The 18,447-nt window shown below is 60.1% G+C and carries 23 protein-coding genes and 1 tRNA gene; 16 read left to right on the forward strand and 8 right to left on the reverse strand.

All coding sequences use genetic code 11. From position 1 onward, the window contains the following. Positions 1-171 precede the first annotated feature (171 nt). Entirely contained in the window at positions 172-912 is a 741-nt protein-coding gene (locus ACYQ14_RS12045) for a TetR/AcrR family transcriptional regulator (RefSeq protein WP_459888522.1), read from the reverse strand. A 78-nt stretch (positions 913-990) separates the two neighbouring features. Next, complete coding sequence (locus ACYQ14_RS12050) at positions 991-1,731, reverse strand: SDR family NAD(P)-dependent oxidoreductase (protein ID WP_459888524.1); 741 nt, start codon at positions 1,729-1,731, stop codon at positions 991-993. Between the two features lie 114 nt (positions 1,732-1,845). Here ACYQ14_RS12050 and ACYQ14_RS12055 point away from each other — a divergent pair, with 114 nt between their 5' ends. The 6 genes from ACYQ14_RS12055 to ACYQ14_RS12080 all read left to right on the forward strand — a co-directional run bounded on the left by ACYQ14_RS12055 (position 1,846) and on the right by ACYQ14_RS12080 (position 7,462). After that, positions 1,846-2,301, forward strand: coding sequence for a universal stress protein (locus ACYQ14_RS12055; RefSeq protein WP_459888526.1), 456 nt, complete (start codon positions 1,846-1,848; stop codon positions 2,299-2,301). A 199-nt stretch (positions 2,302-2,500) separates the two neighbouring features. Continuing rightward, positions 2,501-3,481: an ROK family protein gene (locus ACYQ14_RS12060; protein WP_459888529.1), complete on the forward strand. Its 981-nt coding sequence runs from the start codon at positions 2,501-2,503 to the stop codon at positions 3,479-3,481. A gap of 121 nt (positions 3,482-3,602) precedes the next feature. Beyond that, on the forward strand, positions 3,603-5,009 hold the full coding sequence (locus ACYQ14_RS12065; protein WP_459888531.1) for an LVIVD repeat-containing protein: 1,407 nt from the start codon (positions 3,603-3,605) through the stop codon (positions 5,007-5,009). 139 nt (positions 5,010-5,148) lie between these two features. Next, the gene (locus ACYQ14_RS12070) at positions 5,149-5,514 is read left to right on the forward strand and encodes a NifU family protein (protein WP_459888534.1); all 366 of its coding nucleotides are present in this window, start codon (positions 5,149-5,151) and stop codon (positions 5,512-5,514) included. Between the two features lie 407 nt (positions 5,515-5,921). Next, positions 5,922-6,515 carry an amino acid-binding protein gene (locus tag ACYQ14_RS12075; RefSeq protein WP_459888536.1) on the forward strand — a complete coding sequence of 198 codons (594 nt, stop codon included), beginning with the start codon at positions 5,922-5,924 and terminating at the stop codon, positions 6,513-6,515. Beyond that, positions 6,515-7,462, forward strand: a complete 948-nt coding sequence (locus ACYQ14_RS12080) for a homoserine dehydrogenase (protein WP_459888538.1) — start codon at positions 6,515-6,517, stop codon at positions 7,460-7,462. The genes ACYQ14_RS12075 and ACYQ14_RS12080 overlap by 1 nt, the downstream gene beginning before the upstream one ends. 62 nt (positions 7,463-7,524) lie before the next feature. Here the strand turns inward: ACYQ14_RS12080 and ACYQ14_RS12085 are convergent, their stop codons facing one another. Continuing rightward, complete coding sequence (locus ACYQ14_RS12085) at positions 7,525-8,046, reverse strand: DedA family protein (protein WP_459888540.1); 522 nt, start codon at positions 8,044-8,046, stop codon at positions 7,525-7,527. 418 nt (positions 8,047-8,464) lie between these two features. Here ACYQ14_RS12085 and tuf point away from each other — a divergent pair, with 418 nt between their 5' ends. From tuf to ACYQ14_RS12120, 7 genes are all read left to right on the forward strand, one after another. Continuing rightward, the gene (gene tuf / locus ACYQ14_RS12090) at positions 8,465-9,733 is read left to right on the forward strand and encodes a translation elongation factor EF-1 subunit alpha (protein WP_459888543.1); all 1,269 of its coding nucleotides are present in this window, start codon (positions 8,465-8,467) and stop codon (positions 9,731-9,733) included. A gap of 5 nt (positions 9,734-9,738) precedes the next feature. Then, positions 9,739-10,047, forward strand: a complete 309-nt coding sequence (gene rpsJ / locus ACYQ14_RS12095) for a 30S ribosomal protein S10 (protein ID WP_049953579.1) — start codon at positions 9,739-9,741, stop codon at positions 10,045-10,047. 90 nt (positions 10,048-10,137) lie between these two features. Continuing rightward, complete coding sequence (locus ACYQ14_RS12100; protein ID WP_459888546.1) at positions 10,138-10,773, forward strand: rhomboid family intramembrane serine protease; 636 nt, start codon at positions 10,138-10,140, stop codon at positions 10,771-10,773. A 105-nt stretch (positions 10,774-10,878) separates the two neighbouring features. Further along, positions 10,879-10,950, forward strand: a tRNA-Ala gene (locus tag ACYQ14_RS12105). Between the two features lie 636 nt (positions 10,951-11,586). Then, the gene (locus ACYQ14_RS12110; protein WP_459888548.1) at positions 11,587-11,811 is read left to right on the forward strand and encodes a hypothetical protein; all 225 of its coding nucleotides are present in this window, start codon (positions 11,587-11,589) and stop codon (positions 11,809-11,811) included. Beyond that, positions 11,811-12,236, forward strand: a complete 426-nt coding sequence (locus tag ACYQ14_RS12115) for a type II toxin-antitoxin system VapC family toxin (RefSeq protein ID WP_459888551.1) — start codon at positions 11,811-11,813, stop codon at positions 12,234-12,236. Before ACYQ14_RS12110 ends, ACYQ14_RS12115 begins: the two co-directional genes overlap by 1 nt. Positions 12,237-12,659: 423 nt before the next feature. Then, positions 12,660-12,875: a hypothetical protein gene (locus ACYQ14_RS12120; RefSeq protein WP_459888554.1), complete on the forward strand. Its 216-nt coding sequence runs from the start codon at positions 12,660-12,662 to the stop codon at positions 12,873-12,875. A 52-nt stretch (positions 12,876-12,927) separates the two neighbouring features. On the opposite strand, the gene ACYQ14_RS12125 is transcribed toward ACYQ14_RS12120, so the two are convergent. Further along, positions 12,928-13,329 (reverse strand): hypothetical protein, encoded by a 402-nt coding sequence (locus ACYQ14_RS12125; RefSeq protein ID WP_459888557.1) that lies wholly within the window; start codon positions 13,327-13,329, stop codon positions 12,928-12,930. Between the two features lie 211 nt (positions 13,330-13,540). On the opposite strand from ACYQ14_RS12125, the gene ACYQ14_RS12130 reads away from it, so the two are divergent. Together ACYQ14_RS12130 and ACYQ14_RS12135 are read left to right on the forward strand one after the other, a co-directional pair. Next, on the forward strand, positions 13,541-13,951 hold the full coding sequence (locus ACYQ14_RS12130) for a VOC family protein (RefSeq protein WP_459888560.1): 411 nt from the start codon (positions 13,541-13,543) through the stop codon (positions 13,949-13,951). Positions 13,952-14,123: 172 nt separating this feature from the next. Then, positions 14,124-14,345 carry a hypothetical protein gene (locus ACYQ14_RS12135; RefSeq protein ID WP_459888563.1) on the forward strand — a complete coding sequence of 74 codons (222 nt, stop codon included), beginning with the start codon at positions 14,124-14,126 and terminating at the stop codon, positions 14,343-14,345. Here the strand turns inward: ACYQ14_RS12135 and ACYQ14_RS12140 are convergent. After that, complete coding sequence (locus tag ACYQ14_RS12140) at positions 14,342-14,785, reverse strand: hypothetical protein (protein WP_459888566.1); 444 nt, start codon at positions 14,783-14,785, stop codon at positions 14,342-14,344. The two genes, ACYQ14_RS12135 and ACYQ14_RS12140, sit on opposite strands and share 4 nt — an antisense overlap. Before the next feature lie 216 nt (positions 14,786-15,001). After that, entirely contained in the window at positions 15,002-15,157 is a 156-nt protein-coding gene (locus ACYQ14_RS12145) for a hypothetical protein (RefSeq protein ID WP_283835934.1), read from the reverse strand. 213 nt (positions 15,158-15,370) lie between these two features. On the opposite strand from ACYQ14_RS12145, the gene ACYQ14_RS12150 reads away from it, so the two are divergent. Beyond that, a complete protein-coding gene (locus tag ACYQ14_RS12150; protein WP_459888569.1) occupies positions 15,371-16,819 on the forward strand; it encodes an APC family permease in 1,449 nt (482 codons plus the stop codon). A 115-nt stretch (positions 16,820-16,934) separates the two neighbouring features. Here ACYQ14_RS12150 and ACYQ14_RS12155 read toward each other — a convergent pair whose 3' ends face one another. Together ACYQ14_RS12155 and ACYQ14_RS12160 are read right to left on the reverse strand one after the other, a co-directional pair. After that, positions 16,935-17,573, reverse strand: coding sequence for an NAD(P)-dependent oxidoreductase (locus ACYQ14_RS12155; RefSeq protein WP_459888572.1), 639 nt, complete (start codon positions 17,571-17,573; stop codon positions 16,935-16,937). A 278-nt stretch (positions 17,574-17,851) separates the two neighbouring features. Beyond that, positions 17,852-18,265, reverse strand: a complete 414-nt coding sequence (locus ACYQ14_RS12160; protein WP_283835939.1) for a CBS domain-containing protein — start codon at positions 18,263-18,265, stop codon at positions 17,852-17,854. Positions 18,266-18,447 lie beyond the last annotated feature (182 nt).

Here is an 18,447-nt window from a genome sequence, read left to right on the forward strand (position 1 = left end):
ATACCTGAATATCTCGCCCACAATCACCTCGAGGCCGCCGTTTTCGCCTCGAGTTGGCCTCTCGTTCTCGAGATGTATCCGTCTCGTTCCACGGAGCGGGCACCGATTGCTCTGGTAGCGTTCTCCACTCGTAGCTCGAAATGAGATAAGCAGAAACGAACGTCGGCCCGGTCACTCCGCCGAGTCCAGCAACACTCGCGAAATCAGGATTTCGTCGATCGTCTCTCGAGTTTCCGCGGGTGCTTCGTCCTGGCCCAGATTGATCTTTCTGATGTGTGCGCCGGTGATCAGACCGTCGATAATTCTCGCTATTCGCACGGGATCGACGTCGGTAAAGACGCCCCGATCGATTCCGCCCCGTATAATCTCGCTCAAGTGATCGATGTATTCGTCGGATATCTGGTTGATGAGCTCTTGATGATCCGGGTTGTGGTGGGCCTGAGATTGGATATCGTAGATTACGGTCATGAACATCCAAAATTCGTCGTCGTTCATGTTCGACCCGAGCAGTATATTGTCGATATCTTCGTTCAATTTTGCAACCGGATCGTCGTCCGACGGTTCGAGCGGCTCTTCGTCGAACTCGAGGAGGTACAACAGGAGCTCCGTTATCAGCTCGTCTTTCCCGTCGAAATAGTGGTTGATGAGCTGCCGACTTTTGCTGAACTCGGCGTCGATATCTCGAACCCCTAGATTAGCGTACCCCTTTTTGTACAGCGCGGCGACTGTGGCTTCGATCAGTTCTTCGTACGTGTCGTCCGGAATCGATGGAGAGTGTGAGGACGTCATTTCGTGGTCGATACTACCGGGGAGTAACTGCTGAAGCGACTTGAACGGTTCACCTGACTCGTCGTTCGGCGAAATCGTCGCGATAGGCGCGTTCGCCCCGCGAACGAACGATTTCTCCGCCACGTCTCTATTGATTGCTCCCGGAGACCTCGAGCCCGATCCGGTCGAATCGCTAACGACGAACCGCGGCGTCTCGCACGACTACACCTGCTCGGGCAGCCAGCCGCCGTCGACCTCGACGTTCTCGCCGCTCACGTACTCGTTGTCGGGATCGAGGAAGAAGTACAGCGGTCGGATCAGATCCTCGAAGCTCGCCGGCCGCCCTCGAGGCAACTCCTCGGGGAACTCCTCGGAGTTTTCAACGACGTATGGCGAGATGGCGTTGACGGTGATCCCGTCGTCCTGCGTGTCCGCGGCGAGCATCCGCGTGAACTGGAGGACGCCGGTTTTGGCGACGAAATACGGGAAGTTTTTGGGATTGACCATCGCCCGGTCGCTCGAGGCGTAGCCCACGTTGACGATCCGGCCGTAGCTCGCCTCGCGCATGTCGGGGAGGACCCGCTTCGAACAGAGGGCGGTGCCGTTGAGGTTCGTCTCGAGCACCCGGTTCCACGTCTCGAGGTCGATATCTTCCCAGTGTGACGGGGCGAAGTCGCCGACGTTGTTCACGAGCACGTCGACGGAGCCGAGTTCGGATTCGACGGCCGAGACGAGCCCGTCGACGGAGTCGGGATCGGTGACGTCTCCCTGCACCGTCATCGAGTCGGCCGCGCCGCGTTCGTCGGCGGTGGCGGCGACCGCTCGAGCCTCGTCGGCGCTCGTGTGGTAGTGAACCGCGGTTTTCGCACCGCGTTCGGCCGTTGCCAGCAGAAGTTCTCGTCCCACCCCTCGTCCGCTGCCGGTGACGAGGACGACCTGGTCCGTGAGGTCGGGTCCGTTCATACACGCTCTCCGTCTGCCGCGGGGTTAGAAGTATTGCACCGTGTCCGATGTTCGCGACCTTCAGTACTCGATAGTCAGTTAACGTTTAAGCGGGTAGAGTGAGTTTTCGGTTGTATGTCGCTCGATACAATTTTACTGGCCGTCGGCCCGACCGACTCCGACCGAATCGATGCGCTCGCACAGACAGTCGTCGACGTCGCCGCTCCGGCGGACGCGACCGTCGTTCTCGCACACGTCTTCACGCAGGACGAGTACGAGGAAGTCTGTAGCCGTCTCGACTTCGATCAGGCTCGAGAGGATTTCGACGCGGACGACGTCGCGAACCACCACGCGACGATTCGGGATCTCGAGGACGTGCTCGACGACCACGACGTCGCGTACGATGTCCGCGGTGCCGTCGGCGACCACGGTGAGACGATCGTCGATCTTGCGGAGGCCGTCGACGCGGATCGGGTCGTCGTCGGCGGACGGAAACGATCGCCGGCCGGCAAGGCGGTGTTCGGCTCGACTGCACAGGATATCCTGCTGTCGTCGCCGGCTCCCGTCACGTTCGTCCGCGGCGAAGACTGATCGGTTCACGACCGCGTAGCCGCCCGTTGCCGCGGAGGGTCTGTTCTGGCCGCGTTCAAGCGGAGACCCGTTCTCCGTCTCCCGAGCCGATAATCGGCTCCGAATTGGGACTTGCTCACCCGAACACTGTGGTATATGTTAACTCCAATTCGAGTAAACTGGCAACTTAAGTAACGCCGCGGTCGTCAATACGATAGGAATGGTCTACTACGCGGGCGTCGATCTCGGCGCGACGAACGTGCGTGCGGTCGTCGCTACGGACGACGGGACGATCATCGGTCGGAGTCGGAACGCGACGCCACACGGTCCGACCGGGATTGATGTCACCGAAGGCGTCCTGGCGACGATACGAAACGCGTGTGACGAGGCCGGCATCGGCCCGGAACAGGTCGTCGCCGCGGGAATCGGTTCGATCGGGCCGTTCGATCTTGCCGAGGGGGCCGTCATCGATCCGGCGAACCTCCCTGATACAATCGACCGGATTCCGCTGACGGGTCCGATCTCGAAACTCCTCGAGACCGACGAGGTCCACCTCCACAACGATACAGCCGCGGGGGTCATCGGCGAGCGCTTTCACGCAGACCGAAATCCGGACGACATGGTCTACGTCACGCTCTCCTCGGGTATCGGGGCTGGCGTCTGTTGCGACGGGAAAGTACTCACCGGGTGGGACGGCAACGTCGGTGAGATCGGCCACTGCGTCGTCGATCCGCGGGAGCGACTCACCTGCGGTTGCGGCCGGGACGGCCACTGGGAAGCCTACTGTTCGGGGAACGGGATCCCGGACTACACCCGACTGCTCGCCGAAGACGACCCGACGATTTCGACCGACCTCCCGCTCGAGGACCCCGATTTTACCGCGAAAGATGTCTTCGACCTGGCCGGCGAGGACGAATTGGCCGACTACACGATCGAGCAACTCGCCCACTGGAACGCCATGGGCGTGACCAACATCATCCACTCGTTTGCACCCCTCCTCGTTTCCTTCGGCGGTGCCGTCGCGTTGCACAACGAGGAACTCGTCGTCGACCCGATCCGGGAACGCGTCTCGGAGATGGTGATGACGAACGTTCCCGAGATTCGCGTAACCGATCACGGCGACGACGTCGTCGTCGAAGGTGCCATCGCGAGCGCGCTGACCGGCGGAACCGGCGACCGACGTCGCTTCGAGAGCGATTGAGAAGAGCGCGAGCGAACTCGAAGGAGCCGTCGGACGTTCGCAGGGCGGTTGCCGTACTCGCGAGGTGGTGATCGCGTTCGTGAGGCGGTGCATTATTGGTCGCCGCGCCCGGTTTTCCAGTATGCGACGACGAGCCGTCCTGCAGGCGACCGGTGGTGCGGGATTGTCCTTCTCGGTCGCCGGCTGTCTGTTCGACACCGGACCCGAAGACGTGTCCGACCCCCTCTACGAGCCCCTCAACAGTACCTCGCTCAAGGGGGCCGCCGAAGCCGTGGTCGGCGACGACGGCGAGACCGCCTACGTAGCCAGCGTCGACGGGTTCGCGACTGTCGACGTGACCGATCCGGAGGAGCTGACGGTGCTGGCCGAGCTGAAGAACCTCCTCGAGGACGAGAACGCGGGCGCGTTCGAGGGCGAACCGTTTCTGGACATCCTCGACGTGAAAGTCGGTGACGAGCGACTCGTGGTTCCCGGCCCGGCCAACGAGGGGATGGGGGATGTCTTTCACGGGTTTTTAGTGTACGACGTGAGCGACCCCGCGGAGCCGGTCCTCGCGGCCGAACCGTACGAAACGGGCTATCACATACACAACTGCTTCGTCGACGGTGACTTGCTTTACGTGGTCGCGAACTACGTTCGCGCCGACAACTCGAGTGCTGGCGGCGGTTCGACGCTTGCTGACGATGGTACCGACGACAACATCGCCGACGCGCCGACGAACCCGCTCATCGTCTTCGACATCTCGGGGGGCGACATCGAGGAGATCGGTCGGTGGTCCTTACTCGAGCACGAACCCGAGTGGGCTGGCGTCGACTGGATCCTCCGCTATCTCCACGACGTGTACGTCCGCGACGACCTCGCGGTGCTCGCCTACTGGAACGCGGGAACGTTCCTGCTCGACGTGAGCGACCCTGCCGACCCGCAGTTCGTCTCGCGGCTCCGCGAAACCGACCTCGAGGACCAACTCGAGTACGACACCCGGTCGGAGATCCGGGACGCCCAGCTCGGTCTGCCGGGCAACGATCACTACTCCGCTGTTGACGACACCGGCGAGATACTCGCGATCGGCCGCGAGAGCTGGGAGACCAACCACGAGGGGGCGGACGGCGCGGGCGGCATCGATATCTACGATCTGAGCGACCCGTCCGATCCGGTCTACCGATCGACGATCGACGCCCCGGAGGGGTACGACGAGTCGTACAACGGCGAACCGTGGACGACCTCACACAACTTCGAGTTGCGGGACGGAGAGCTCTACTCGTCGTGGTACGAAGGCGGCGTGAAGATCTACGACCTCTCCGATCTCGAGTCCCCGGAAGAGCTCGCCTGGTGGCGCGAACCGACAAACGGCTCCTTCTGGACGGCTCGCGTGCTCGAGCCCGGCGAGTCGTTCGTCGCGAGCAGTACCGCCTACACGAACACGGACGGACCGGAGAGCAGGCTGTACACGTTCCCGATCGAGTCGGGTGAACAGGCCGATCCGCCGTCGCTGACCGACTCGGGCGTCTTCGGTTCGGACGACGAGTGACCGTCGATTCCGACGAGAGTGACCGTCGAATCGACCACCGTTCGTCCGATCGACGGCTCGAACGAATCAGCCCTCTAAACCTTCACAATCGTTCGGACGCAGCGGAACGTATTCTTTCCTTGAGACACTAGTGGGACCAATGAGTGAATCCCAGGAGGAATCGTCGCTCCACGAGCGCGTCGAAAAGTGGCTCGCCCGGGAGATGCCGATCATCCAGATGCACGGGGGAACGAGCGCAGTTCGGACGGCGGATCCGGACACCGGCGAAGTGATCATCGAACTCGGCGGCGGCTGTAGCGGCTGCTCGGTGAGCGACGTGACGACGGGAAACATCGAAGCGGAACTCCTCAAATGGGACGAAATCGAGGAGATCACCGTTCGGGTCCCCGACGCTCGGGACCAACTCGGCGGCCCCGATCAGGCCGAATCGATCATGGGAATCGACCGAACCGAAGGCGGTCGCGGTGATTGGGGGTCGTCCAACCCCGGCAAGGACCATCTGTAGGTAGCTGGCAAGGCCTCTTTGTAGGTGGCTGGCAGGGACCATCTGTAGGTAGCTGGCAAGGCCTCTTTGTAGGTGGCTGGCAGGGACCATCTGTAGGTAGCTGGCAAGGCCTCTTTGTAGGTGGCTGGCAGGGACCATCTGTAGGTAGAGTAGTTAGCCGAACTCGGACCGCATCGCGTGTTCGGGATACCGTTTCTGGATTTGCATCTGGTTTTCTCATCCCGCTGGGACTCCCGTCCTGCCGGGACACAACGGTAGGATACGTCGACAGTCGGCCAGCCCTCGGGCAATGTATGGTAGGCGTTAGCGAGGCCGGACAGTTTTGGGAACGACTATACGTTTTTACCCGCCCATTACTCAGATACTGACTATGACGACGTGTAGACGCCTTCGGGGAGGTACCGACGATGGGTGATTCGTCCGTCCCCGACGACACGGGATCCAGCACAGTAGACGGGGTAACGTCCGCCGAACCGAGCGCCGACGGCGGCCTTCGTGCCTACACCGTCCGCCTCGAGCTCGTCGACGAACCCGGCGAGTTGCTTCGCGCGCTCGAGCCGATTTCGAAAAACGGCGGCAATCTCCTAAGTATACATCACGAGCGCGGGAACATCACCCCGCGCGGACACATCCCCGTCGAAGTCGACCTCGAGTGCCCGCCGGACCGGTTCGAAGACGTCGTCGAATCGCTCCGCCAGGGCGGCGTCAACGTCATCCAGGCCGGTGCCGAACGCTACGGCGGCGAGGTTTCTGTCGTCCTCGTCGGCCACGTCGTCGACACCGATCTCTCGGATACGCTCTCCGCGATCGAAACCGAAGCGAACGCCGTCGTCCTCGACCTCTCGCTGGCCGCCCCTGACGGCACGAAAGGCACCGCCAGCGCCCGCCTGCGACTCGCGATCGACACCGGCCGAGCCGACGAGGTGCTCGAGACGATCCGATCTATTGGCGCAAAAAAGGATCTCACTGTCGTCGAACCGCTCCCCGGAGGTGACGCCTGATGCGACTCGCCGTGTTAGGTTCCGGCTCCGTCGGCACGTCCGTCGTCAACCTCGCGGGCGAGTACGGCCACGAGGTCGTCGCCCTCGCGGATTCAAGTACCGCGGCGATCGACGATGGCGGAATCGACGTTGAGAACGCCCTCGAGCGCAAGGCCGGCGGTAATCCCGTCGGCGATCACGACCCGGACGCCGTCTTCGAGACCGACTACGACGTCCTCGTCGAGGTCACACCGACGACGCTCGGCGATGCAGAGCCCGGCTTTACGCACACGAAACGCGCATTAGAAGCCGACCGCCACGTCGTCCTGGCGAACAAAGGCCCCGTCGCCGAGCGGTACGAAGAACTGCAGGACCTCGTCGCCGCGAGCGCCGCTTCGATCCGATTCGAAGCGACGGTCGGCGGCGCGATTCCCGTCCTCTCGACCATCGAGGACTGTACGCCCGAAGCAGTCACGGCCGTTCGGGGCGTCCTCAACGGTACCGCGAACTTCATCCTCACTCGGATGGCCGCGGAAGGACTGGACTACGAGCACGTGCTCACGGAAGCACAGGATCTGGGCGTCGCCGAAGCCGACCCGTCGTTCGACGTCGACGGCACCGATGCGGCGCTCAAATTCGTCATCCTCGCGAACGTCCTGAACGACGGCGGCTTCTCCCTCGAGGACGCCACCGTCGACGGGATCGAAAACATTCCCGGAAGCGCGCTCCAACTTGCCGCAGAAGACGGCCGGACGATCCGACTCATCGGCGAAGCGACCCGCGACGGCGTTCGCGTCGGCCCGCGATTGGTCCCCGAACACGGCGCGCTCGCGGTGACGGGAACGCAGAACATCGTCGAAATCGAGACGCGACACGCGGGCTCGCTGGCCTCGAGCGGTCGTGGCGCGGGCGGTCCGGAGACGGCGACGGCCGTGCTCTCGGATGTCGGCCGACTGCCGGAACTGTAGTCGGAAGCAGTTGGTTCTTTTTTCGCGTTAACAGTTCGACTCCGCTTGGAACTTCGCTTCGTTCAGGACACGACGTGGAGCCCGGCGAGTGCAACCCCGACGTACAGAACGTGATAGAGCAGCGTCGACGTCCCCATATGGACCGTATACCTGGTCGTCGAATACGAGCTCGCGCCGGCCGGGATGGTGAGCAGTCCCCGAATCCAGGGGATGAAGTTCGTCACGAAAATCGACGGGCCGCCGTACCTGTCGAACCACTCGTCGAAGCGCTCGAACTGCGTGGATTCTGGCTCGAGCGTCGTATAGGGGACTCGAGTGACGAACAGCGGCCCGTAGCGTCTGCTCCCGACGAAAATCGCAAACTGGCCGACCATGTACCCGATGGAGACGACGACGGTGATGATCCCGATCTGGAGATACGTCGCTCCGCTGGCGATCACGTACCCCGGAAGGAAGACGCTCGTCGGAAACACCTTCCCGATGAACGCCCCCTTCAGGATAAAGATCACGAACAGGAGGGGAAGGCCGAGAAGCGCGATCGATCCATCGGTGAACGTCGATGGCGGGTGGAGGAGTTCGAACATTGGATTTCGCGGACTCGTGTACGGGTGAGGGGGGTTCGTTCGGAGAGCGGGACTTGGTTTTCGTTCGGATAGCGGGGGACTCAGTTCGTTTTCTGAGACCCTTCACTTGTTTGAACGGTGGCGGACGATATAAAACGAGATTCGGAGTTTCAGGTTCGGAAAACGCTGATTGGTCCGATACTGGTTGTTCCACGGGGTTCATCGATATTCTGGGAACCACGGGGATTGCCGGACGCGAGTTCGATGGACTGGCGAACGCCGATGGTTGCTTCAAGGGGTTTCGCCGACACCTTTGTTCGTGTGAACGTTGCGCAAACCGACAGACGTGACCGGGCTCGTTCGAATACACTTTCGAAATGGTTTTAACCGCTACTGCCAAAAGAGACCGATATAAGCGCCTTGCGCGTGAGCTACAACAATGAGCGAAGACAAACCACACCAGAACTTGGCCATCATCGGCCACGTTGACCACGGGAAGAGTACGCTCGTGGGGCGACTCCTCTACGAGACGGGGAGCGTACCCGAGCACGTCATCGAACAGCACCGCGAAGAAGCAGAAGAGAAAGGCAAGGGTGGCTTCGAGTTCGCCTACGTCATGGACAACCTCGCCGAAGAGCGAGAACGTGGTGTCACCATCGACATCGCACACCAGGAGTTCGACACCGAACAGTATTACTTCACGATCGTCGATACACCTGGCCACCGGGACTTCGTCAAGAACATGATCACCGGCGCGTCCCAGGCAGACCACGCAGTTCTCGTCGTCGCGGCAGACGACGGCGTCGCTCCACAGACTCAGGAGCACGTCTTCCTGTCGCGAACGCTCGGTATCGAGAAACTGATCGTCGGTGTCAACAAGATGGACATCGTCGACTACTCCGAGGACGACTACAACGACGTCGTCGAAGAAGTCAACCAGCTCCTCGATCAGGTTAACTTCCAGGTCGACGACGACTCGTTCATCCCGATTTCGGCCTTCGAAGGCGACAACATCGCCGAGACCTCCGACAACACGTCGTGGTACGACGGCCGTTCCCTCCTCGAGACCCTCAACGACCTGCCGGAGTCCGAGCCGCCAACGGATGCGCCGCTTCGACTCCCAATTCAGGACGTCTACACCATCTCCGGTATCGGTACCGTCCCAGTCGGACGCCTCGAGACCGGTGTCATGAACATTGGCGACAACGTCTCCTTCCAGCCATCGGACGTCGGTGGCGAAGTGAAGACGATCGAAATGCACCACGAAGAAGTGCCAGAAGCTGGCCCCGGTGACAACGTCGGATTCAACGTCCGCGGCATCGGCAAGGACGACATCCGCCGCGGTGACGTCTGTGGCCCAGCCGACGACCCACCGAGCGTCGCCGAGACGTTCCAGGCACAGGTCGTCGTCATGCAACACCCATCCGTCATCACGGCGGGTTACACTCCGGTCTTCCACGCACACACCGCACAGGTCGCGTGTACGATCGAATCCATCGACAAGAAGATGGACCCAGCCTCGGGCGAAGTCGCCGAGGAGAACCCAGACTTCATCCAGTCGGGTGACGCTGCCGTGGTCACGATCCGACCACAAAAGCCACTCAGCATCGAGCCATCGAGCGAAATCCCAGAACTCGGGAGCTTCGCCATCCGCGACATGGGTCAGACCATCGCGGCAGGAAAGGTCCTCGAGGTCGACGAGAAGTAATATAGATGCAACAGGCACGCGTTCGACTCGCGGGCACGAGTCCAGAAGACCTCGACGACATCTGTGACGACGTCCGCGAGATTGCGAACAACACCGGCGTCAACCTCAGTGGACCGATTCCACTGCCAACGAAAACCCTCGAAATCCCAACCCGGAAGTCCCCAGACGGCGAAGGGACTGCGACGTGGGAGCACTGGGAGATGCGCGTCCACAAGCGCCTGATCGATCTGGACGCCGACGAACGCGCACTCCGTCAGCTCATGCGCATTCAGGTGCCAAACGACGTTTCGATCGAGATCGTCCTCGAAGACTAAGTTCGAAGCCGATCGCGGTCGCGTTTTTCACTATCGATTCGAGCCGCGTACGGAGTGCACACTTTTGTATTTCCCCGTCCGAGTACAGGTATGTCGACTCGCTCCGGGAACGGAAGTCCAATCCTCGAGTTGGTAGTCGTCTTTCTTCTCGTTCTCGTCGCGCAGTTCGTGACGGAACTCGTCGGTATGATGAGCGGACTGTTCGTTCTCTCGACGCCGATATCGAACGATCCGTGGACGATCGTGACGAGCGTCTACGCCCACAACGGGATCGGGCATCTAGTATCGAACTCGATCGCGCTCGTGCTCTTCGGCTGGCCGATCGCTCGAGCGACGACCAGGCTCCGATTTCATGCCTTTTTCCTCGTGACCGGCGCTATCGCGGGCGTCTCACAGATTCTGGTGATGTCCGGGATCATGTCGATTTCGGGGATCGGCGGATCGGCTCCGGGTGTGCTCGGTGCGAGCGGTGCCGTCTTCGCGCTACTGGGCTATCTCATCGCCGGCAATCGGGTCTCGAGCGGGTTCGCATCGGTGATCGAGGTGCCGAGGTGGGTGACCTACCTCGTCTTCTTCGCGCTCGCCGTGATCGTTACGCTGACGACGCTTGCTCCGGGCGTCGCGTTGATCGCACACTTCACCGGATTCCTGGTCGGCTTGCTTGCCGGCCGCGCTCGAGTGTTACGAACCGGTTCGTCGACGCGGCGGGATCAGCCCACGATATAATCACACCTTGGACGACCCGCTCGAGGTCGGTTGCTCTCGGGCTTTCGTTTCGAGGCGTCCCCGAAACACAAGCCTCAAATAGAAACCTGAGTTAGGTTTGCTCGAGGGCTCGTAGATCAGTGGTAGATCGCTTCCTTCGCAAGGAAGAGGCCCTGGGTTCAAATCCCAGCGAGTCCACTATTTTGCGCCGCGAGCAAATCCGCGAGCGGCGCACATCGTTGTCGAAGCTGGGATTTGAAGCCCTGGAAGTCGTAGCGCGAGCGAAGCGAGCGACCGTCTTCCTCTGGGTTCAAATCCCAGCGTCTTCGTGAGCAACGCGAGCGAAGGCTCGGGAGACTTCGTCTCCCGTTGAGTCCATTTCCTTCACATCGCTTTCGCTCGTTCAGTCAATAGACTCGCCGAACATCGCAAACCCTTCGGGTTTGCTCAATCCCGGCGAGTCCACTCGGCTTTTGCCTCGTCAACAATCCCAACACGGCGGACGATTCCACACACTTCTTTAAGTACAAAATCGCCCATAGGTGAGACTCTCCAGTGACGTTCTCCGCTTGAGTTGAGTCGTTCTTCGCTTCGTCATGGCTTCCGTCCGGGGGTAGCTACAATAACACGTCACTATTCTGAACTTTACTTTTCCGGAAGGGGGTGTGGCTCCGTTTCTTTGCTCCCTGCGGTGGTTGCCTTCGGGGATTGGTTCACTCACGGCTCCCTGGCGGTCACTGGTTGCGACGGTCCGTTCTAGAACAATCTGCTCGAGACGGCCTTATTAATTCTCCAGAAACTTTTTAGTAATACTGTCTCGTAATACTCGCACGTATGACTACCGTATCAGCAAAGATCCCTGATGACATGAAGGAAGAACTCGAAAAGGAAGATATCAACGTTAGCGAGGTTATCCGTAACGCGCTCAAGGAGGAAATCACCGAGCGCCGGCGCGAGAAACTTAGACAGGATGTAGATTCCCTTCGAGAGAAGGTAGGTGACGGTGTTGAAACTGACGAGATTGTTGAAGCAGTTCGTGAAACCCGTCAAGAGAACTAATGTCTGAATATCTCTTTGACGCAAGCTCAGTGGTAGAAATTATCATTGGTGAACACGGAGCCGATGTAGACGTTAGTATCTTGTTCGATGAGTATATGCTCGACTTGACGATGTACGAGGCGGCGAATGCACTTTGGAAAACCGGCCTTGATCACGATAATCTAACTGATTCTGAATTAGAAGACGCTGTTACTATTCTCTCACGACTTGGTACAGAGGCTCAACTCGAGACTGTAATTAACGAAAAACTCTCTACAACGATGGACCTCGCCCAATCAAACGGACTCACGTTCTATGACGCGGCGTATCTTGCAACCACAGAGCGTAATGATCTCACCTTGGTAACTGAAGATAGCGCGCTTCGAAAGGCTGCACGTGGGCAAGAGATTCCTGTAGATAGCGTGCGTACGGATAGCTCACTATAGTTCTCACTTTCCAATCTGACAGTCGGGAACGGGACGAGAGAGGGCATTGATCTACTCTAGGTGAGTCCATTTCCTTCACGTTGCTTTCGCTCGTTCAGTCATGGACTCGCTGAACATCACAAACCTTCGGTTTGCTCAATCCCAGCGAATTCGATCGTTATTAAACTGTTTTGCGCATCGGTATACCATGAACTCGAATAACCTCGCTATATTGTACCGTTTCGCCTATCCGCTTCAATTCGGAAGTGGTGCTGTGTGGTGCCTAATAGAGAGAAGACGTATTGAACCCTATTCCGAGAGATGGTGTCGCGTTTCTGGTTGCTCCCGCCGGAGTGGGCCAGCCGAAAATACGCGAACGGAGCAGGGTGCGATGAGCATACTGCAAGCTATAAGTTCGCATCGGCTCCACCACTCGAGTAGCAGATGGCGACCGAATATCAGGAGTTCTCGAGCGACGGTGAGCGGATCGTACAGATAAAGCGAGGCGGGAGCATCTGGTCGTTTCAGGTGCTCGACGACGATCACCTCGACGCAAAGACGGACGCGGCCGCGTTCGTGACCGACGAGGATGGACAGTTACCGGATCCGGTCAGGCGGAAGCTCGAGGCGGAGGGCTGGGAGCAGATCGATCTGGACTGAGTCAGCGGTTCGAATTAACTCAGGGATGGCTGCGTCGCGATTTCGAACTGAGTCAGAAACGCGAGCCGACGGTCGTCTCTGTGGGCTCCCGATGACCGCCGACCGACCGCTGATCGGCCGCGAGATCGGGATGGATCCACTCGAGGTAGTACCGGTGGTGAGCGAGCCAGTCCTTGAGGTCGCGGCCCGTCCAGACGGTGCCGATTTTGGGGAGCCGGCCGTCGACGCAGACCTCGTGGATGGCGAGTTCGTTGCCGGTCGCAGACGTGCGTTTTTCGTGGAGCAACACCTCGTTTCCGCGGCGTCGGAAGCCGATGACCCGGTAGCCGACGCTGTGTTTTCTCGCGAGCTCCTGGGCGATTCGTTCGGTATCGCCCGCTCGATTGCACTGAGTTAGGTACCGACGGAGTTCGTTTTGGAGCGTTTCTGCTTCACACGGTGTCGTCTGTGCCATGGGGGAGTGGACGGTGGGGAAGGGGTTATTCTCGAGGGGACGGGTTCCGTTTCCGATTTTGGCGTTTCGACGAACGGTAGTTCCAATCGATTGTTCGCAGTCTCTCTCGAGCGACCTCCTTTCGTCTACCTTTCGCCTGCAGACTCGCCCCTATACGGTGTCAGACCGCGTAGAATCCTCGGGGAAATACCCCTCCACGGAAATTCACAATATGACGCACGCACTCAATTGGTTCGAACTCCCCAGTACCGACTTCGACAGGGCAGTCGACTTTTATTCGATCGTTCTCGAGCGCGATATCGAGGTTCACTCGCCCGAGGACGACGACCCCGCCGGACGGGCTGGCATGTTCGATACCGAGGACGGAGAAGTCGGTGGCATGATCGTCGAAGCCGACGAGTATACGACAGAAAGTGGCGATACGATCGGTTATCACCCGATGGACGACGGACTCGTGATCTATCTGACCGTCGACGGCGATCTGGACGACGTAGTCGCTCGAGTCGAATCGAACGGTGGCGAGACTCTCATTCCGAAAGAATCGATCCCCGAGATGGGGGGCCACTACGCGGTTATTACGGATTCTGAGGGGAACCGGGTCGGACTGGTATCAGAGGACTAACGTCTGGATACGTCTTTCTTTTCGAGAGTGCTTTCGGTTCGGCGTGAGTGCCTCGATTTTCGTGTGCTGTTCCCGGCTGGCGTTCGATCGCAGTCGGAGACAACGCTGTTTCTTTCCAACTACTCGAGGACCCATCTCCCCTCGAGTCACACCACATTGGCGGTGATTTCCGGTGAGCATCTCGAGTCCCTCGATCACCGCCGAAATCGTCGAGACGCTCGAGTCTCATGGGATCGCTCGAGACGAGTACCGACTCGCCGACGAGGTCGATCCGGAGGCCTTGGCGCGCGTCGTCGATTCCGCTGCTGGATCGATCGAGGTTCGGGTCGCGATTCTACCTACTCAACTGAGCGGACTAGGCATGCAGTGGCGGGAAACGAGAGTGGGCCGTTAGGATGTGCGTTCAGCGACTTTCCGCACACCGACACCGATGAGGTACGCGAGGCCACCCAGAACGAGCGCGCCAGCGAGCGCGTACAGGGGGCCGTGGGTAAGCCCCTCCTGCAGTTCGCCGGGCGGATCGAGTTTGTAGGCGAGCAGTCGGGGCGGCGTGTAGCGGGTGTCCATCGACCACCGGAGGTAGCCGACGAGCGGCGGAACCACGAATCGCCAGAGGATCGCGAGGAAAACGGCACCGAGGCCCGCGAGGATGCCGGCGCGGGCCAACCCCGCGTAGAGGGCGATTCCTAGCGCCAGAGACAGGGGCCAGAATCCGAGGACGAGGTCGTACTCGAGCAAGAACGCTACCGAAGCGAGGATCGGGAGTGCGAGCGCGAGCACTCCCGCCCGGATACGCGGCGAGCGGTCGCCCAGGAGCGCGTCTCGAGCGTTCACACTCCGATATCTGAGTTCGGCCTGATAACTGTTTGGCACGCTCGAGTCGAACCGCTCGAAGGACGTCCTCGAATCAACTCGTCGGCTTCGCTCCGGCCTACTCGAGCGGCTAGTACTCGGTGATGACCCGGTCAGGAGTGACTGCGATGTCGACTCCGTCCTTACGGCGACTCCATTCTTATGGCGACTCCGCACGGATGCACCCGACTCCCGCGCTCACACTGCGCGCTGGAAGTCGGTGCTCTCGCAGTCGCTGCACTCGTTGGCTCCGTTTTCCAGAATCCCGGCGTACGGTGAGAGAAACATCACCAGGTCGTCGCCACAGTTCCCACAGACACCCGTTACTTTCGTTACCCCTGGATAGAGATCCATGGTCGTGTGTTACATTATCATTGTGCACGATAAAGCTTACCACATGGGTTCGAGCTATGGCGGACCATCGGTGCCTGATTAACGGCGGTTAACACAAATATAGATATATTAACGAAGATGGTGTATCTATTCCATTTACATTACTCTGGTAACAATTTGTCACGGGAGATACATTGAAGGTGCATTGGGTGTCATACACTATCGTGATGGTTGATGCCCGCTGAGGACTACAAATTGATCAACGAACAGGTGGGGCCGATCGCAGCAGTCGCGTTGCTGATCGGAACGGCGGTGGGGATGAGTATTTTTATCGTACCGACGCAGATGGCGGCCTCCGCGGGGCCGTCGATCACGCTCGCAATTCTCGCGTCCGTTATCCCGATGATCCTCGGGGTGTTGTTACTCTTACAGCTCGGGGGGTCGATTCCGGTCGCCGGCGGGACCTACGTCTACGCCTCGAGACTTGTCGGTCCGTACTGGGGGTTTCTGGGAATCGCGGTTCCTGTGATGGCCGTCTGGTCGTACCTCCTGTTCGCGGCACTTGGCTTCGCTGAGTACTTGCCCGTCTTTATCGAGACGCCCGTCGTCGTCGCCGTCTGGCTCCTGCTCACGGCGTTTCTGGCGCTCAACTACGTGGGTATCCAGATGGCCGCGAAGATCCAGATCGGACTCGTCTGCGTCTTGATCGCCGCGATGATCACCTTCATCGTCGGCGGCTTCTCCTCGATGGACACCGCGAACTTCACGCCGCTGTTCCCCGCCGGCGAGGGCGAACCGTTCGCCGAGGGCCTCGGTCCGTTCTTCCTCGCCATCGTCACGCTGTACATTCCCTTCCAGGGGTTCGCGATGATCATCGAAATCGGCGAGGAGATCGAGGAGCCGGCGAAGAACATCCCCCGAGTGCTCGCGGTCGGCATGACCCTCGTCGCCGTGTTGACCATCGGCGTCATCGTCGCGCTCGTGGGGGCCGTTCCGTGGGAGCAGGTCGCCCAGGACGGAGAGGCCGTCGACGGCGGGCTTGCGGCGGTTAGCGAGGGGGTCCTTCCGGGATGGGCGATCGCCTTCATCGCCTTCGGCGCGCTCGTCGCGGCCGCCACGACGGTCAACACCCTGTTGACCTCCTACTCTCGGACGATTATGCGCGCGGCTCGAGACGATGTCGTTCCGGAGTTCTTCGCGGGGATCCACGACGAGTTCAACACGCCGCACCGAGCGCTCCTCTTGCTCGGGCTCCCGCCGTTGCTCGTCGCCCCCTTTACTGGAGCTCTCGACGGGGTTCTCGCCGTCGATATCCTCGACTGGCTGGTCACGGTGACGGTGACGGGTATCTTCATCGCCTTCATGATCAGTGGCGTCGCGCTCTGGAACCTCCCGAAGGTGTTCCCGCAACGCTACGAGTACTCGTTTTACAAACTCCCGATGCCGGTGCTCAAGGTCGTCGCGGTCGGGAACGTCGTCGCCTCCGGGATATTTATGGTGCTGGTCGCCGCCAGCGCGCCCTCCGCGCTCGTCTTCGTGTTCTCGTGGATCGCCCTCGTTACGGGGCTGTACGTCTACCGCATCCGAGCGGCCGAAAAGAACGGAGAGGACCTCCGCGAACGGATGGCGCTGTTACACAAACACGAAACGATCGGCGGCGGGAGTGGCGACGGCGACGACTGAACCCGAACACCGAACTTCTTCGACGTGTTTGGCTTGCTCCTCCCGGTTGATCACTTCCACAATTTTCTCGAAGGGCGCTCTCGAACCGGAAGCCGCGATCGGATCCGATCGGCCGTCAGTATCCGACGCCGAGTTGCGTGTGGATCGCATTGCCGCTTTCGAGTTCGTCGACGAACGCGACGGCGAAGTCCTCCATCGAGATGTGACTCTCGCCGTCGTCGGTGGCCACGAGCTGTCCCTCGGCGGTTCGGTACTCGCCGGTCCGCTTGCCGGGTTCGATCCGGGCCGCCGGCGCGACGTACGACCACTCGAGGACGTCGGCGTCGCGAATCTCCTCGAGGGCGTCGATGTGTGCCTGTGCGAGGGGAACGAGACCGTCCGGAAACTCGTCGGTCTCGATGAGTTTCGTGTCCGGGCCGACGCTCAGTCCGCCCGCGCCGCCGGTCCAGACGAGGCGGTCGACGTCCGTTCGCCCAACTCCTGTGATGAGGGCATCCGCCATTTGGGGGAGGACGTCGACTTCCTCGTTTTCTGCGGGGCCGAGCGCCGATGCGACCGCATCGTGTCCCGCGGCGAGGTCGGCGACGTCGTCCGCGTCGGTCGCGTCGCCGGCAACCGCTTCGACGTTTGGATCATCGACCCCTTCGATCTCGCCGCTTCGAGAGACGCCGGTTACCTCGTGACCGCGCTCCGTGAGTTCGTCCGTTATTCGCCGTCCGATTCGTCCGCTCGCGCCGAATAGGAGTACGTTCATGATGTTTTTCGTGGCTATTGGTATTGTCTCCCACAGTAAAATAGAATATGGTCTCTGTGGAGCGGACCTCTCGAGAAAGCCAGTTCGTTCGGCAAACGGCGGTAATTCTTGCCACCCGAGAGACCGTTTTGATTCGACAAACACAGTCGCGTAGCAACTAGGAACGTACGATCGTCATCATTGACCGTCGACGGTGGTGAAGAGAAACCGCGTTGAACGGCAGTTGGAAGCGCCACTCGTCTCGGCGGTGTCAGGTCCTGTACCTTCGGCTGGTGCCGCTACTCCGCTCCGCCGGGACTCGGCGTCTCGACGTGGGAAAGATAGGCCGTGAGGTCCGAAGTCGTGATGATTCCGATGACGCCTTCGTCGCCGTTTACCACCGGAACGTGGTGGAAGCCGTGCTCGACCATCACGTCCGCAACTTCTCGTATACTGTCCTGTGCCGACGCCGTGATGACGTCCGTCGTCATATAGCGCGAGACTTCGGTCTCGGCTTTGGGATAGCTCTCGGCGACGATCGTGATGAAGTCCGTCGAGGTGAGAATACCCTCGAGCTGGTTCTGTTCGTCGACGACGACGACCGAGCCGATTTCGTTCTCGAGCATCCGTTGTCCCGCCTCTTCGACCAGCGTATCGGGGCTGACCGTGTGAAGGGACGTAGACATCAGTCTCGCGACGAAAATATCGTCCATGCAGATGTGTTATGCGTGAACACTATAATGTGTATCGGAGCCGGATTGTTCCAACGCCGAACGTAATGGCTTCAGTTTATCCTCGAGTTGATGGACCGTGGACATAAATCTGGCAGATATGTTTCGACCGGAGACAGTCCGTCGTGCTTGCGTTTAAATACGAGACAGCCACATAGGATGAC

Source organism: Halostagnicola bangensis, assembly GCF_054653435.1.